Source organism: Streptomyces sp. NPDC102441 (genome assembly GCF_044765585.1).
In the GTDB taxonomy this organism is placed as follows: domain Bacteria; phylum Actinomycetota; class Actinomycetes; order Streptomycetales; family Streptomycetaceae; genus Streptomyces.
The window spans coordinates 1-16,477 of the sequence record NZ_JBIWKH010000004.1 but is presented as its reverse complement, the minus strand read 5'-3'; the positions used below and the strand labels follow the sequence as shown (position 1 = coordinate 16,477).

At 68.3% G+C, this 16,477-nt stretch carries 1 protein-coding gene (cut by a window edge); it reads right to left on the bottom strand.

What is annotated here, in order from left to right; translation table 11 throughout:
* Nucleotides 1–16,466: the 5' end (the start) of a lonely Cys domain-containing protein gene (locus ACIREO_RS08935; protein WP_404106791.1), read on the bottom strand. 38,725 nt of this gene lie to the left of the window's left edge; 16,466 of the gene's 55,191 nt are visible here — the first part of the coding sequence; it begins with the start codon at nt 16,464–16,466; the stop codon falls past the left edge of the window.
* Nucleotides 16,467–16,477: the final 11 nt, after the last annotated feature.

The following is a 16,477-nucleotide window of genomic DNA, read 5'->3' as shown; positions in this document are numbered from 1 at the left end:
GCGACCGTGTCGCGGAAGGCCTCGGCGGCCAGATCCCGCGGGTCATAGCGGAGGACCAGACCGCGCAGCCCGGTGTCCGCGTGCGCGGCGCGGATGTCCCTGGCGACCTCCGCGTAGAGCCGTGCCGGGTTGAGGCGGGCCCAGCGACGCCCCGCCTTGGCGACCAGGGAGGACAGGTTTTCCTCCGGGGCGTGGCGCAGTGCCTGCCAGTCCTCGCGCCGGGAGGCGACGGCCTTGTCCCTCTGCGCGGCGAGGTCCGCCCGCAGCTTGTCGATCTGGTTCTGGTGCATCTGTAGGAAGAAGTCCCCGGAGAACTGCTCCCCGGGCACATCGCCGCCTGGGGTCTGCCACCCCAGCAGGCGCAGCAAGTCCCGCAAGGGCCCCAACAGCAGGTGCCGCGAGGACAGCTCGCCCCTCACCCAGCCCTTGGTGCGGACCCGGACCTCATACATCGGGCCCTTCTCCTTGCCGTGCTGCTCGTCCCTGGAGTTCAGGTTGGCGGCGCCGGCGAAGTTGGCGCTGGAGGTGCGGGTGAAGGTGTCGGCCGGTGAGCCGTCCATGGAGACCGGCGGGTTGGCCTGGTGGATGCCGCCGTTTCCGCTGCCGCCCGCGGAGACCGTCGGCCGCCAGGGGTCGCTGCTCGTGGTGACCGTCGTGCCGCTCTGGTGCTTGTTGTAGCGGCCGCTGCCGCTTTCGTCGACCTTCCCGAGCACCTGGAGATCGAACGTCTCGACGTAGGCCAGTACCCTCATGCGCTTCGAGGAGTGGCCGGGCATGAAGATGTCGGGCAGCAGCTCCTGTTCCTCGCCCGTGGCCGCCAGCAGGTGATGGGCCAGGTGTCTGACGGTCATCAGCTCCCGCAGCGCGAACGCGGAGAGCTTCCTCTCACCGTCGGCGTACGGACCGAACGCCTTGGTGAGCAGCTTCGTCACCGCTGGCAGCGCCTGGTCCGTCAGAAAGCCCACCACGTGCAGGTCGCCCACAAGCTGGGGCAGCCGCCGAAGGTCACGCGGCGCCAATGGACCGTTGACGCGCTTGTAGTCCCCCACACCCCTGGGAACCGAGAGCACCAGGCTGCCCTCGTGGGTGGAGTCCTGGGTGACGGACCTCGTCTGGTCCCGCCCGCGGTACCAGTTGATGATCACGTCGTGCAGCGGACGCCCCGCCAGGTTCACGCGGCGCGCCGTGACCACCGTCTTCTGGCGGGCTTCGAGGATCGCGCTTCCGGCGAAGCTGCCAATGGTGTTCTCCGATGTCTTCACCTCGTGGTGATTGACATTCCGGGCGCTTCCGGTGGCGAGGCTGAGGCCACCCGATCCGCTGCCGGGCGACGCACCGCCACCGAATCTCGCGACGGTGGCGGACTGGCCGGTGCTCATCGACTTGGTGAGCGAGTTGTTCAGCGTCTGATGCTCGTAGGACTCCTGGCCTGTGTCGTCCTTGAAGTCGACCAGGACCGGCTCAGTGGTGAAGAAGGCCCGCAGGTCGAGTACGACATAGTCCGCGAGCAGCCAGCCGACCGGATTGGTGAAGATGACCTGGTATCCACCGGGGGCGAGGAGGTTGTCCCACATGGCGTGGTCGCGGCCTACGGCGAACATCGCCTGGAGGGAGTCGACGACGAGCTGTGTGCGGCCGAGGCGGCGGCCCTTGCCGGTCCACAGCGCTGCATGCGAGGTCAGCAGACCGGGTGCGACCTTCTCCAGCAGGTCACTGACGATCTTGAGTGTCGTCTGGCCGTCGTCGTACGTCAGGCTGCGAACGCCGGCGTGGCCCAGAAGGTTGCCGTCGGGGTTGCCCAACTGCAGGTAGTCCGGCAGCGAGACTCCGAGCTCGGGGTCGGCCAGATTCTCGTGGAACGCCTCGTTGAAGTCCTCCCGCACCTGTTCGCTCAGGATGGGCGAGCCGCCGTCGCGGTGGAGCTGGGCCAGTTTCTCTGCGACCTCCAGCAGGCGGACGGTGACGGCCTTGGCCTTACGGGGGTGGTTCAGTCGGTGGAGAAGCGCACCGGCCAGGGTGTTCCCCGACAGTTTGACCTCGCCGTTCTCCCAACCCTCCAGGATGGACAGGAGAGAGGCGTCCCCAAGAGGAAGCACTCCTGTCGCGTACTCCTTGAGCGCGTCGGAAATCGGCAGCCAGAACTCCGCAGCGCGGCCGGACACCCTCTCCTCGCCACTGCTGTAAGCGGACCACCAGAACTTGCCGCGCTTTTCCTGACGGCTTGTGACGATGAAATCAGCGGGCACTCGGAAGGCGGCGACGCGTTCGAAGTTGAGCGGAAGACTCTCGTGGGCAGCGCCGCGGCCTGTGCTGGTCGCGGTGTTGAGCTGCCACTGGCGGGCGCTGGACGCACTTCCCTGCAGATAGACGGCGGACTCGTCCGCGGGGACCACGCCGCCGGTGGTGAGGTCGAACTGCACCCACCTCAAGCCGTAACTTCTGGTGTCGGTGGTGGTCACCGTGGACTGGAAAAGCGTGATCATGCCCGTGACGACTGCTCGGTCGCTGAGACCCATGAAGGTGGACTTCCCCAGGAGCGTCTTGACGTCCACCATGCCGTGGGTGTCTCGCACCAGCCCGGAGTCGAAAGGCCCGTCGGTGGTGTACGCGTCGTTGAGGCTCTCCTTGAAGTGCGACCGGATGAGGCGCGTGAACTTGCCCACCTGCTGGCCGGACGGGCTCTGCGGGCTGCCCGTCAGGTCCTTCAGGGGGCCTGCGGCAGCGGGCAGCAAGCCCTTCGCGTTCACGTGGGCGATATGTGCGTTGAGCAGCGCACTCGCCGGAGTGTTCGGGAGCGTGGTGTCGTCCCGGTACACGTCGTCGCTGACAGGTGGCACGAGCGCGCGGCTCACCTGGTCGTTGAGCACCTTCTCAGGCAGTGCGCGGATGCCGGGACGCGCCCAGCCCGGCACGCCGGAGGACTGGATCCGCACCTTGACGACCCAGTTGGTGTGCTGTTCCCACTCTTCGAAGAACTTCGTCTCCGCCAGGCCAGGCCGGTTGATGAACCGTGAGACCTGCTGGGCGGCGCCGGTCTGCACGCTGAGGTCCAACCCCATGGCGCCTGCGCGGAGCTTGTTGACGAATGCGCTGAAGCGCACGGAGAGACTGAGCTTGCGGGCTCCGGACACCGCGTAGTTCGCACTGTCCCCGGCCATCGAGAGGTAGGCCAGCTGGTCCTCTTCGGTGCTGCCCAGATGCTTCGGGTCCTGGCTGCCCTTGGCGGCGCTGATGGTGACCTCCATCTTGGAGTCACCGAAGTCCATTCCGAGCGTGCCCTTCGGCAGGCTCAGGGTGAACGACAGGCCGTCCTGGTGCGCTACGTCGAAGTGCGTCTCCAACCCGCGCTGCGATACGGCGTTCCTCAGCTTTTCCTTGTTCTCAATCCGCATCTCCTGCCCACTGCCGTGGCTGTACCAGGAGCGGTTACGCATCGACGCTTGGCCGGGAAGCACCGCGAAGCCGTACTCGGCCGCCACCTGTGTGAGGTAGTTCCGCATTTCCTGTACGGTCTGCGGGTCGATTCTCACGTAGCCCATGCCGACGCCCTCGCCATTCATCAGGGAGAGCGGCGGCGTCCTGATCTCGTCGGCGGGCTTGAAACTGCTGCTGATGATGTCCGGGCGGTATTCGACCCGGTCGAATCCGTCGACGTGCACGAGCGGGAAGACCTTCGGGACGGCGCTGTGGTCGACGGGGAAGCCGTGCTTGAACGCGTCGGCCTCCCCCATCCGCAGGAGCCCGCTGCTCGGCCTCCAGGGCGTGGAGACAGGGTCCTTGCCGACCACCGAGATCTCTGCGCTGATCTCGAAGTACGTTTCGTAGGCGTTGGTATTGGACTGCTTCCTCGGGACGGTCACCGCGATGTCGGTACGTCCCGCAGAGACGGTGCTGGCCGTCGACGGGACGAATTCCAGCCCGACGCTGCCGCCCAGCCCCACCCCTTCGATCCAGCCGGCCTCTCCCGTCACCGCGATCTTCTCGGACTGGTTGAGGGTGTGCCCTCCGCCGACGGAGTCGACAGCGGTGCGCACGGCCTCGAGGTGGGCCTGGTTACTGGTCGCGCCCACACGCCTGGGCGGCCTCTTGAGCCTGCGGGCGCGCAACACGACCGTGGCAATGGTCCTGCCGCGCCGATCGTGGATCGCGAACGGGTAGCCTTCCGCCACGTCGTTGACGGCCTCGTTGAGGTGAGGGCGGACGGCCCACAGCTTCTGCTTCAGTTCAGCGAGTGAAGTGCCGACGAGAGGCAGCGACAGACCCTCGTCATTCATGACCTCGGTCATGTCGTCGACCACGTTCGGCAGGTTGGTCAGCCCGGAGACGTAGTAGGTCTCCGGGAGCTGCGTCTCCAAGCCGCCCGTGGCGGTCGCTGCCACCTGGGCGGGCGCCTTCTGCAGATAGTGGGTCGGCGCCCACAGGAGGAGTCGCTCCGTACCCGGGTCCGGCAGGCTCTTCGAAGCGACGTCCGACCACTTCGTGTTGTTGTCGGTGCGGACTCGTATCGAAATGTTCGGGCGCCAGGACGTCAGTTTGGGCTTGTCGTTGCGGGTGGTCTCGACGATGCCCGTCTCGACGTACTCCGTCGTGCTCGCGCTCCGCCGGGAGACGTTGGCCGTGAAGCCGGCGCTCACGCCTACGCGCGCCGCCTGCAGCGCAGGCACGGTCGGCACGCCGATGCCCCACTTCGCGGCGATCCCGAGCCGGGTGGCGCCCGTGGCCCCGGACTGAGCCCGGGTGTAGCCGCCCGTGGCGAACGTACCGTCAATGGTCTCGGTGCCGTGGTGAGGCTCCTCGGGCTCCGAGGTGACGGTACCGGCCGCCGCGGGCTCGCTCTCCTCGGTCTCGGGCAGCTCGGGAATCGTCTCCAGGGCGGGGCGCACGGCAGGCGAAGCCGCGTTGACGACGGTGTGCGGCTGGTCCGGGTTCATGGAGAACAGCACTTCGAACGGGCCGACTTGGAGCGGCAGCCCGGTGATCTGGCCTTCCTCCGAACCGGACACCTGGTAGGCGTACTGGGCGAGCAGACGGTACGGCAGCCGGTCCCAGACGACGGCCGGGACCTTGTCGGCGTTCGCCCCCAACTCCTGGCGTACCAGGGCCATGAGCTCGGCTATGTACGGCAGGCCGCGGAAGGGGACGAGAATGCTCCGGATCGCCGGATCGGCGTCCACCGGGTCACCCGTCGCCAGGACGAACGGCGAGGGCAGGTGCGCGGGGGGTCCGTCGTCCGAGACGGTTCTGATGCCCGGCGTGGGAACACCCTTACCTTTTCGGTCCCCGGGAGCGAACATGCGGTAGCTCTCGGTGTCCGGGCTCGCGTCAACAGAAGCGTCCGGCAGGCGCTGCGGCCGGCCCGGCCGCACGCTGCGGGTCATCGGGTCGAGGACGAGGCCGTACCTGCCCCCCTCGACGGGCCGGCCCAGTTCCGCGGCGAGCAGCGGGGCGACCCGGTCAGCGCCCGGCATCATCAGGACCGGCATACGTCCCGGCGCACTCAGGGCGAGGACGGAGGCCAGGGCCGCCGGGGAGACCCAGCGGTCACCGAAGACGAAGCCCTTGTCGCGGACCTCACCGTTCACGAACACGAGCTCGTCCCTCAGGGCGAGCTCCCCCAGCACGTCGACGGCCGCGGAATCGTCGGGGGACATCTGCTGCGCGGACTCCGGCAACCACACTGCCACCGCTGTCTCGTCCTGCGCGCGTCCCACCCTGACACTGGTCAGGAGTTCTTCGATGGGCACACGAGGGGTCACGGAGGGGCGCACCGCGGCCAGGACACGACGGCGGAGACGGCGGAGACGGTCGCGAACGGCCTTGGACGAGGACGGGCCGCCGGGGGGCAACGGACCCACACGCACGTTCTTGTCCACCGGCGTGGAGGCGGGCTCGGTCGGCGGGAGGTCCGCCGTGACCTCGGGTCCTGCCGATGTGTTCCCGGCCTTCGCGTCAGTCTCGGGAACGGCCTGCTGCTGGACAGCCGGCTCGGTCACCGGGGCCGTTTCAGTCGGCAGGGCCTCAGCCGCCTCCGTCTCGGCCGCTGGTGCAGGTGCCGGTGCGGCCGGGGGTGCGGCCGGAGACGTGGGTCCGGCCAGGGCTGCGGCCACCATGTCGGCCGGGGACTCCGGCACGGCCGGGGGCTTGAGCTCGGTCAGTTCCTTCACCAGGTCGGTGAGGGAGGCGCGAGGGCCGGGCCGTCCCATCGGCACGGCCTCGCCGGAGCGATAGGCCGTCCATCCCGTCGGCTGCGGAGCCGCGACGGGAACGGAGACCTTGTGGAGCTTCTTCGTGGTCGGCCGCACAGGATCGAGCCCGGCTTGAGCGCCGATGACGTCCACGGTGTGACGCGCGAGACGCGTGCTCAGGGCCGCCGCGAGTCCGGCGGTGTGCGGGCCGAGAAGGGCCAGGCGGTGTGGTGGCTGCGCCTCCTCGGCGGTGAGCACGGCTGCGATCCCGTCGGCCAGCTCGTCCTGGGACACATCTCTGCCGCGAATCGTGTAGGTGCCGTCGGGTCCCGGGTCGGGCAGTGCGAGCACACGGGTCTCCGAGTCGAACCCGAGGAGTCCGTGAGCCCTGTAGGCCGCGGCCCATTCGTCGTTGTTGCCGGGCAGCGCGTAGCCGCCCGGGGTGGTCTTCCACGCGATGCGGACCGCGTCGGCCGGTGTGCTGCCGGAGAGGTCCGACCGGTTCTCGGCGACAGCGGCACGAGCTTCGCCCTCGCGCCGGGCGAGCCGGCGGGATTCCGCGTCGACGCGGGCGACGCGCGAAGCCTCCCGCAACTCCTGCTCGTACCGGCCCTGCAGCTCCGTCGCGTACCGCGCGTCCTCGCGTGCCCTGTCCCGGACGTTGATCCGCGCCGTGCGGTCGATCACGTCTTGGTTCGCGTTCTTGGCCGCCTCGGCTGCCTGGTCCGCCGCGGCGACCTGAGCCGCCGTGGCAGCCTGGCCGTCCCTCCGGTTCACCCAGTCGTTGATTCCCTGAAGCCTCGCAGCCGTCTCCTCGGCCTGCTCCCGGACTTCCTTCATCTCTTCCAAGGACCGCGGGTCGATGATCTGCGCCGCTCTCAGCGCCTCTTCCGCGGCGCTCCGGGTGTCATTGGCGGACTCTGTTTCCTTGGCGCTCTCCCTGACCAGTTCCCGAGCGACCGCCAACCGGGCGGCGCGCTGCGCCAGGAAGTCCCGACTGTCACTGTGTGCGGTCTCAGCCCCCGAGTGCTCGCTGCGTTCGGGGTCGATGATGTGGTGTTCCAGGTGGTCGGCCACACCGTCCTTGTAATGGACGACTGCCAGGTCCACCGGCTGACGAGTGGCCATTGCGAGAGAGCGGGCCGAACGGATGTAGTCGTCGCGCCGCGAGGAGCCGTTCAGGTCGGCGACCAGGTGCAGTGGCCGGTCGGCCGTGAAGCGCTCGTCCGCGGGCAGGGCTCCGAGCCGGTCTGTCAGTTCCCTCGTCCGGGCATCCCTCGCCGTCGGGTCGTCCGCCAGCTCCACCGCCTCCGGGTGGACAGCCTGGGAAGGGAACCGCGTCGCCAGTTCCTCGGCCCGGGCCGCGGACAGCAGCCCCGTGAAGGGCAGACCCGGGTCCACCTCGATCACGTGTCCGTGCGGGCCGGCGACGACGTACGTGAAGTTTCCGCCGTAGGGGTACGTCAGTTGGTCGGAGTCCTGGCGGTCGCGCTCCACGTGGTCGCCGTCCGGCCGCTCCATGACCGCCGGACCGCCCTGACGCCGGAGCACCCCCGCCCGCGCACCCAGGACCGGCCCCTTGTCGCCCAGTGTGGTCAGAGCGAGACTCTGCTCGAAGAGGCGTTGGACGTTGTTCCGTACGTTCTGCGTCTGGAGGGTCGTGTTCATGACCAGACCGTGATCCGCGGTCGGCCCGAACGCAGACAACTGCGGGGGGCGCGGTCCTCCACGCCCATCGAGGTATTTCTCGGCCGCCGTCTCGCCAAGCATCGTCGCGGGTGCGTACCGCGCCACGTGATCGAGCCCGGGGAAGTCCAGCCCCTGCGGGTGCTTGCCCAGTTCGTATTCCAGCATTCCCGGCCGAGCCGCCGCCGCGTCCACCAGAGCGACCACCGGTTCGGGAGCGGGCTGGTCCTCAGGAACGGGCGGCGGGGCGGTCTCGGGTACGGCCTCCGGCTGGGCGCCCGGCTCGGTGTCCGTGGGCGGCGTCTCGAGCTGAGCCGGTTTCGGGCGAAGAAGAGCGCCCACGGTGGGGTCGTCTTCCAGGCCGTCTTCCAGCTTGCCGCTCTTCGCGTTCATCGGCAGCATGCCGAAGAGGCCACCGGGAACCTTCATCCGCACCGTGCCCTGCGGCCCTTCGACGTCCACGGTGACACCGAAGCGGTAGAACCGGTAGGGCCGCGTGCTCTCCTTGTTCCGTTCGTCGGTCTCGCCCAGCTCGGCGCTCCGGCTTGTGCTGTCCTCCTGGTACACGATGTCGACCGGCACACTCCCGTACATCGCGTGCTCGTCCACCGGGCCGCCGCCTTCAGGGCCGGCCGCGAACAGCATGCCGCTGCTCTTCGCCTCCTCGTGCACCGGTGCATCGTCGAACTGCTTGTATCGCCGCTGTTTGAGAACGAAGCCTTCCGGGGCGCCCAGAATGTCGGCGCTGTCCAGTTCCAGGCCCACGATGGCGGATCCGTCGGCGAGCGGAATCTCGGCCAGGCTTTTGAACAAGTCCTCGATACGGGGCCGCAGCATGCTGCTGCCGGTGTGGTGCTTGTAGACCAGACCCGCCACGGTGGCGAATTCCAGGCCGACGATCTTCGGGGGGCGGCCGACCTCGGTGATGGGCGCCGTGCGGTGAGGTATGACGGTCAGGCCGGCCCAGCGTCCGATGGACGCGGCGGCCGGGAAGGTCAGCGGATGAAGGTTCCGCAGGAACACGTCGGGCGGCGAGGTACGCGGGGAGCCGGACCCCGGCCCCTTCTTCGGAAGGGGCGGCTGCCAGGCGACCTCGGTCTCGCGCACCGCAGTGAGGTCGAGGGGCCACTGTTGCTGCGACTGCTCGACCATGTCGGTGAGGTGGCGGGGTACGAGCAATCGCACCTTCCCCTTCACCAGCCGGTCGGCCTCGTTCCCCGGGTCGTGCCAGATGGCGGTGGGCATGCCATGCGCGGGGACGCCGGCATCCAGGGTCAGGCGCGAGATCCTGTTCGCCGTACGTGAGAACACCCTCAGCAGTTCCGGCAGTTCGGTGGTCATCCCCATCTCGATGCGGAACTTGACGTCGTGTCCGAACTCCTCCGAGCCGCCCTTGATGTTGGCGCGATGGATTCCGACCGTCTTCTCGGTGTCACCGTCGCTCGTACTCGAGGACTTGAAGTACTCGGCCACGGCCTCGACCCCGCCGTGTCCCTCGCCGTCTCCACCCCGCACACGAACATCGACGCCGCCGGAGAACATCCAGCCGAATTCCTCGCTGCGGGACGTCGTGTCCACCGACTCGCTGCGCAGCGTGAGTTTCGTCTCGTCGCGCGGCCGCTGCCCCTGGGGACGGCCGAGTTCCGCCACCGTGACGTTCACCCACAGGTATTCGGTGACACCCAGCGAATTGATGACCGGGAACCAGCGAAAGTAGCCCTGGTTGGTCAGGGCATACCAATGGGTCTGCAACCCGTCGGCGGAGTAGGCCGGTTTCAGGGACTGCTGGAGATCGTCGAAGCGCGGCTCCTTGTTCCCGTTCTCGACGCGTACGACCCCCCGTGCCCGCAGTCGGTCATTGATCGTGTCAAGGACATCCCCGCGAATGATCTCGGGATGCGAAATGCCCGGTATCAGGCCGGGGTCGAGGTAGGTCCGGGTCTTCTCCGATGACTGTGTCCGGTCCACGCCCGAAGCCGCACTGTCGGGCTCGATCGGACCGTTCGGGTTCTGGTCGGTGGCAGCGGCTGGAGTGGGGAGGGTGAGGATGTCTTCGAGTCGACGCTTGGAGACGAGCGCATCGAGGGCATGGGGAGCGAGCAGGTACTCGGTTACCTCAGTGAGTTTGCCGCCGCGCCAGCGGGTGCAGGTCAGCTCGAACAGCACGTCGTTGCGCAAGATCCGGACCCCATCGCGACGGCCGAAGTGGCTGAGCCGTGAGATGTCGATCGAGCCGGTGTCGTCGCCCTCCGAGTGTCCCCAGTTCTTGATGGCCTTCGCATGGACCACCGCGTTGACCCGGGCGCCGGCACCGGAGGCGTGGTCACCGTTCGCCGCATCGGAGCCGAACCGGGCCTGGGGGCCTACGGAGCCGATCAGGCCCAGGCCGTAACTCTTCGCCCGCGCGTACCTGTGGGTCGCGGCGGCCTTGGAGTACTGCTCGACCTCGATAGCCGTACTGCTCCTGATGCCGGCCCGCTTGTACACGTGGATCCTCAGGCGCAGCGCGTGGTTGTACCCGCCCTCCTTGGGCAGTCCCTCCTCGTAGCCTCCCGGAAGGACGGCCGGGCCGAAGTGGGAGCTGAGGATCGAGGGATGAGCCAGGTCCTTGATCCCCTGGGGCCAGCCCGAGGGGTCGGCGACCCAGGCATCGATCAGGCGCTGCCGCTCCACCGGGTTGCGCTCCCCGGCGTACTTCTGGTCGGCGTACATCCGGGCGCCGAGCTGAGCCAGCTCGGGCATGAGATAGAAAGCAGGATAGACGCCCTGGGCACCGTCGGAGAGATCCAGCCACTGGCCGGGGGACGAGGACGAATCCGGTCCCTGAGGGAGAGACGCGTGCACCGCCCGCACCTCCTCCAGCGCCTTCGCCCGAGCCTTTGCCAGAGCTTCCGCCTGCACCCGCGCCTGTGCCCTCTCCCGCCGATCCGCCCGCGCCCGCGCTCCCAGCTGCACGATGTGCTCGGCGGGAGTTCCCTGCTCCGCCCGTGTCAGCGCACGCCGCTCCGCCTTCTCCCGTGCCTTCACCTCTGCCTGCGGGGGGCGCTGGAGGCGGGTGCCCCTCACCGCCTGCTTCCGCGCCAGTACCTGCCACTCCTTCGCCAGCACGCGCGCCTGCGCCCAGACCGACTTCCGCGCGGCGGCCCGCACCCGCTTCCGCTCCTTCCGCTCCGCCTTCTCCTGCGCGGCCAGGGTCCTCTCCGCCGGTGTGGTGCGCTGGAGGCGGGTGCCCCGCGCCGTCTGCGAGGCAGGCTGTTCCAACTCCGCCGGAAGCACTTCCCGTACCCAGGACTGAGCGCGCGTCACGGCGTCTGCCAGCGCCAGTGCATCCGTGGCGGGCCGCTCCCCCTCCACGGGGCCGGCTGCCCGCACCGCCGCAGCCAGCGCCGACACCTGCGCCACCGACTCCACCACCGCCTGTGCCCGCGTGAGGGGCCGCTCCGTCTCCACCGCGGGCTGCGCCGCCCGCGCCAGCGCCTGCGCCAGCATCCGCGCCACCGCCAGCGCCTGCGCGACGGGCCGCTCCGGCTCCGCGGGACGGGCCGCCCGCACTTCTGCCTCCGCCAGTGCCTGTGCTCGCGTCACCTCGTCCGCCAGCGCCCGCGCCTGCGTGCCGGGCTGTCCCGGCTCCACGGGACGGGCTGCCCGCACCGTCGCCGCCAGCGCCGACGCCTCCGACAGCGCCTCCACCACTGCCTGCGCCCGCGTGGCAGGCCCTTCCTCAACAGGACGGGCAGCCGCCCGCACCAACGTCTGCGCGTCCGCCTGCGTGAAACGCTTGGGGCGGCTTACCTGTGCCTTCCTCGCTTCCTCCACCGTGACGGGTTCTTCAGCGGCGTGGTCCTCCGGTACGACCAGACGGGACACGATGGGAAGCCGGCCGGTGAGGAATTGGGTCCTGTCCCTGACCGAGGTGACCCGCCATTCCACCGACATCGGGTAGCGATGTTCGTGAACAATCCCATCGGTCTCCGTCCGGCGGTAGGTCGCGACAGCACCGCTCAGCGTGTTCCTGTTGTCCCGGTCCACGCTGAACGTCCCGCGAAGCGCCCCGAACTGGAGACGCAGGTAAGGGAAGACCCAGAATTCGGGCAAGGTCAAGCGGGCGCCACCGCCGAGGGCCGTCCTGAGGTTCCATCCCGTACCGCGCTGGCCGGATGTGATGGACGAGGACACGGTCCTGGTGTTGACCTTCATGCGGAAGTTCTCGCCCGTGGCTGTGGTGCCGTCCTCGCTGACGGAGTCGGCCAGTGGACTGGGCCCGTCGATGCGGTCGCCCCACACCGCCTTCGCGCTCACATCGTAGAGACGTCCACCGATCTCGATGGTGCGCTCGACCCCTAGAAGCGCCTGGTTCAGGTCCGCTTCCCAGGCCGGCCGGCCGTAGGCGACTGCCAGGTCCCGGTCTGCGAAGGCCCAGTCGTTCTTCTCGGCCTTCTGGAGCTTCCGGGGCCGCACGACGTTCCGGGTCGTCCTGGGCCTGCGGGTCTTCCTGAGCTTCCGGGGCTCCTGGACCCCGGGAGCCTCCTGAGGCTCCTGCGACTCCTGGAGTACCGGAGCCTCCTGGGTGCTCTGGAGCTCCCGGACCTGCTGGATCCTCCGCGTCTGACGCTTCTGGAGCTTCCGGGGGCCGCTCTGGGCGTGGAGCTGACTGATGGCATCACGAATGTCCCGCTGAAGGGTCTCGACACCTGCCAGAGCGATCGGCACAGCGAAACCGAGACCTCGTCGGGAGGCCAACGCCAGCGGCTCCCGCGGGTGAGGTGCCGACAGCTCGTTGATCTCCTCAGGGAACCGGAACATCGGCGCGGGGATCGACAGCCCTGGGGGGATGCGGGGCTTGGGCGGAGGGGCGAACACCCGGTAGCCGTTTAGGTCAAAGGACCATTCCTCGCCGACGGTCTTCTTCACGAAGTCCGCCGCATCCCCCCGCGGAACACTGGTTACTCCGTCGGTGATGACTACTACCGGAGCGATCCTGTGAGTGGATTCGAAGACCACTACGAATTTGAACTTGGCCCAGTAGTCGGACTGCAAGCCATCGTCGTTGAGCACCGTGTGGCTCAGATGCCCAGTCCCTCTGGAGTGGCCTGCGTTCCGGCCCAGTTCGAGCGAGAAACTGCCCGCCGGAACCAGGGACTTCACCTCGACCGCGGAGTCCTCGCCGGATTGGTGACCCCCGCCGGCCCCCGAGTCCCCACCGCCGAGCCCGGCGCTGTTGTAACCCACGCCCAGCGCGACATCCGAGGCCCCCTCGGTTTCGGCGGCACTGTTACCTCCTGCACCGATGTCGTCGCGAGTGCCGACCTTGCTGTCCCCGAGATACTGGAGACTCTCGATCGTGTAGCCGACGACACGCAGGTGACCTCGGAACTTGTTGAACGGCCCGCTTGTCTCGATTCCGTTGGACGAATCCCCACTGCGCCACCAGAGAAAACGGTTGCGGGCGGTCTGCTCGCTCAGGAAACCCTTCGCCGAGTTCATCTTGGCCCGGTTCAGAATGTTCCGCACAGCCGGGGCGGTCAGCCCAGCGGCGAGCATGTTCCGGTGCAACCCGGCGATAAGGGGAGTGACGTTGAGCGCCAGAAGCAGATCGCGGGCCTGGGAAGGGGAGGAATCGCCGTGCGCGGGCATGGGCCCCGCCTCGGGGGCCATGTAATTCGGGCGATGCCCGTCCTCGCCGCTGTAGACGGAAGGAATGTCGACGTGGACCCGGTCAGGGACGGTGACCTGGTGGACGGGGGCGTGAGTGGCATCCACACCATCGACGAACACGCCCATCTGAAGGCCGGCGCTGAAACGGCTCAGCTTGGTGATGAACGGCTTGCGGCCTGACAGGACCCTACGCGTCCAGTCAATGGACCTGTCTATGGATGAACTCACCTGGAGTTGGGGGCCCGGGATTCCGACCACGGAGCTCAGCGCGCCGGTCCCCACATTCAGGAGGGTGAAGGGAGCTGCTTCCAGCCCCCGAGTGATCTCCCGTCCGCTTTCCCCCCCGGTCACCGTGGACCCGAAGCCCACGGCGTATTCGCCGTCCGGGACCGGACCAATGAGCGTAAGGTCGCGCATCACCGGTCGCAGCCAAACCAGTCGGCCGCCTACGACCAGAGTGCGGCCGACCGCGAGGATGTCGTCCCACGTCCGCGCCGTGCGGGTGAGCAGCAGATCGCATATCTCACGTCGGATTCCTTGACGCAGAGCCTCTTGCGAACCAGGCCCCCGCAGGTCAAGACGCGAACTGATCCGCTCCGCCCAGGCTTCCGCCTCACCCTTGTCGAATTGCACCTGCTCGACCGACTCGGGGACGACGGCCTGCCCCATCGCGCCATGAGCGAAATACCACGGGGCGACGTCCGGGGCGGGGTCGATATCCGGGGCGGACGACTCCCCTTCAGGAGACGTCACCACAATGTCCGGAACCCCGTCCGGCCCCGATTTCGCGACGCCGGGAGCCGGGACCGTGGCGTCGGAATCCTGTACGGGGCCAGCGGAGTCCGGAATCGCCTCGGCCACCGAGTCCGAGGTGGTTCCTTCAGTGGCCGCCGTCGTCACGGCCGCCTTCGTCGCGGGGCCCGGCCGCTGAGCGGACAGCGCGGCAGGGGCCTCGGCCTCTTGGTCAGGCCTGGAGAGGTCCGGGGGGACCGGGCCGCGCGGCGCGCTGTCCGACCAGAAGGCAGCAGCGTCCACCAGTGCGGCATCCGCCGGTGAAAGGTCATCGCGCGGTCCGATGGCCGATACCAAGTCCTCCAGCAGGGCTGACTGTCTGCCGGCCCCCTTCAAGAAGGGGCGGAAGTGTCCCGGAAGATCCGCCCTTTCCAGCAGTATGCCGTTACGTGCAGCGTGCACGATGCGGCCGATCGCCGCACTGATGACACTTCGCGGGTCCTTCTTCCGGGCCTCGCCGCCCGCCGGCGGCGCTTCCATCGCGGCAGTAAGAGCGACATCGACCTCCAGGCCGAGCCCGTTCATCTTCGGGTCGTGCAACAACAGCTCAGCGACCTCGTCCCAAGGCACCTCAAACCTGAGGCCCCAACGCAGGGCCATAAGCAGGTGTGGGGGTCTGAGTTGAGGCCTCTCTGGTATCAGACCTCGCACCAGGTACATACCACTAGGCCATGGTGTCGGTGTCAGAGGGACCTTAGTGAGATACTGGCCCCTTTGCTGCGACCAGGCCGCCTTGGTTGTGTCGACCACCTTGGGGTTCACCTTGGCCCAGGCCCAGTTGCGGCCCGACGCCGTGCCTTGGGAATCGACCATCTCGGATTCCGGGTCGTAGGCTCCCAGCGTCACCAGGTGAAACGCGCCCAGCGCGGTCGGGTTGTCCAGGTCGCGTCCCGCGGCCGCCGCCTGGGCGGCCAGTTCGAGCAGTTCGCCAGGCCGGGCCGGTTGCTGCGGCTTCAGATGAAGGACCTTGGTTTCGAGCGCGGCCATGTCTGAGACCCGGTTCAACAATTCCCAGGCCTTCACCCACGCCCAGAACAGCCGTGACAGCTCGGGTTCCCCGACCACCGCGTCGGCGTCCAGGCGCAGGATGCGGCGAGCCCTGCCATCCAGGTCCGCGGTGCCCCCCAGCCACTGTGCCAGCCCGAAGATCTGCGGCAGTTGGACGAATTCGGTCAGCGTGGTGCCGGGCCGGGTGAGCACGGCCGCCCTGAGCAGCTTGCGATAGGCGTCAGGGCCCGGATCGCCGTCCACAATGATCTGGCCGTCGTCCAGCGCAACGTGCTTGTGGGCGGCACGATCGAACAGGTCCATCGTGAACGGCCCGAAGCCACTGAGCGCCGAATCGGGGGCCGCACGCATGATCTCCAGCGCGCAGATGCCACGCCACAGCTCGTCATACTCACTGCGGTCCTCGACGGCCACGCCGAAGGCCAGTCGCAGCGCGCGGAGCAGACGCAACGCCCTCGCACGGTCCTCTACCGAGACCGGCCCGTCACCGGTGTGCAGACCGCCGATGCGGGCACGCTCGTCGAGGGCGTCGCCCGAGGGCTCCGGCCGGACCTCCACCCACCGACCACGCCGCCCCCGCACATCACTGTCCAGGACATGTGCCCACTTTTCTTCGGCCACGTTATACATGGGCTGGTACGGGGCGGTGACTCCGAAGGAGACGCGCCCGGTCTCGTTGGCCACGTGCTGGAGGTCGCTGGTGACCGCCAGAGGGTCAGGGACGAATGGGGCAGGACCATAAAGTCCGGCCCGGCGGGTCGTCCCTTTCTGGCCAGCCGGAGAGCAGGCCTGAACCGCCACCCCGTACTTCTTGTCCAGGTTTTGCAAGCTCGGGCGCCGCCGGAGCACACCACCAAACGCACCGTCCCGGAGCACATGCTTCGGGTTCTTCTCTGTCGGCACGGCTATACCGTCCTCTTGGCCGTGCGCGCCGACACTGTAAACAAATTCACCGAACGGAACACCGTCAGGGTCCTCGGTCAGGATGCCCGTGACCGGATTCCGGTGCCAGGTTTCCCTCGCCGTCCTCGCATGCCGGTCCTGCTCCGCCAACATCTCCTCACCAGGACCGAAGAAGGACCTACCCGTCGATAGGTTTTCGCCGTCCACAACGGTGTTGCTCAGCAGTTCTCGGTCCAAAGCCCGGTCGG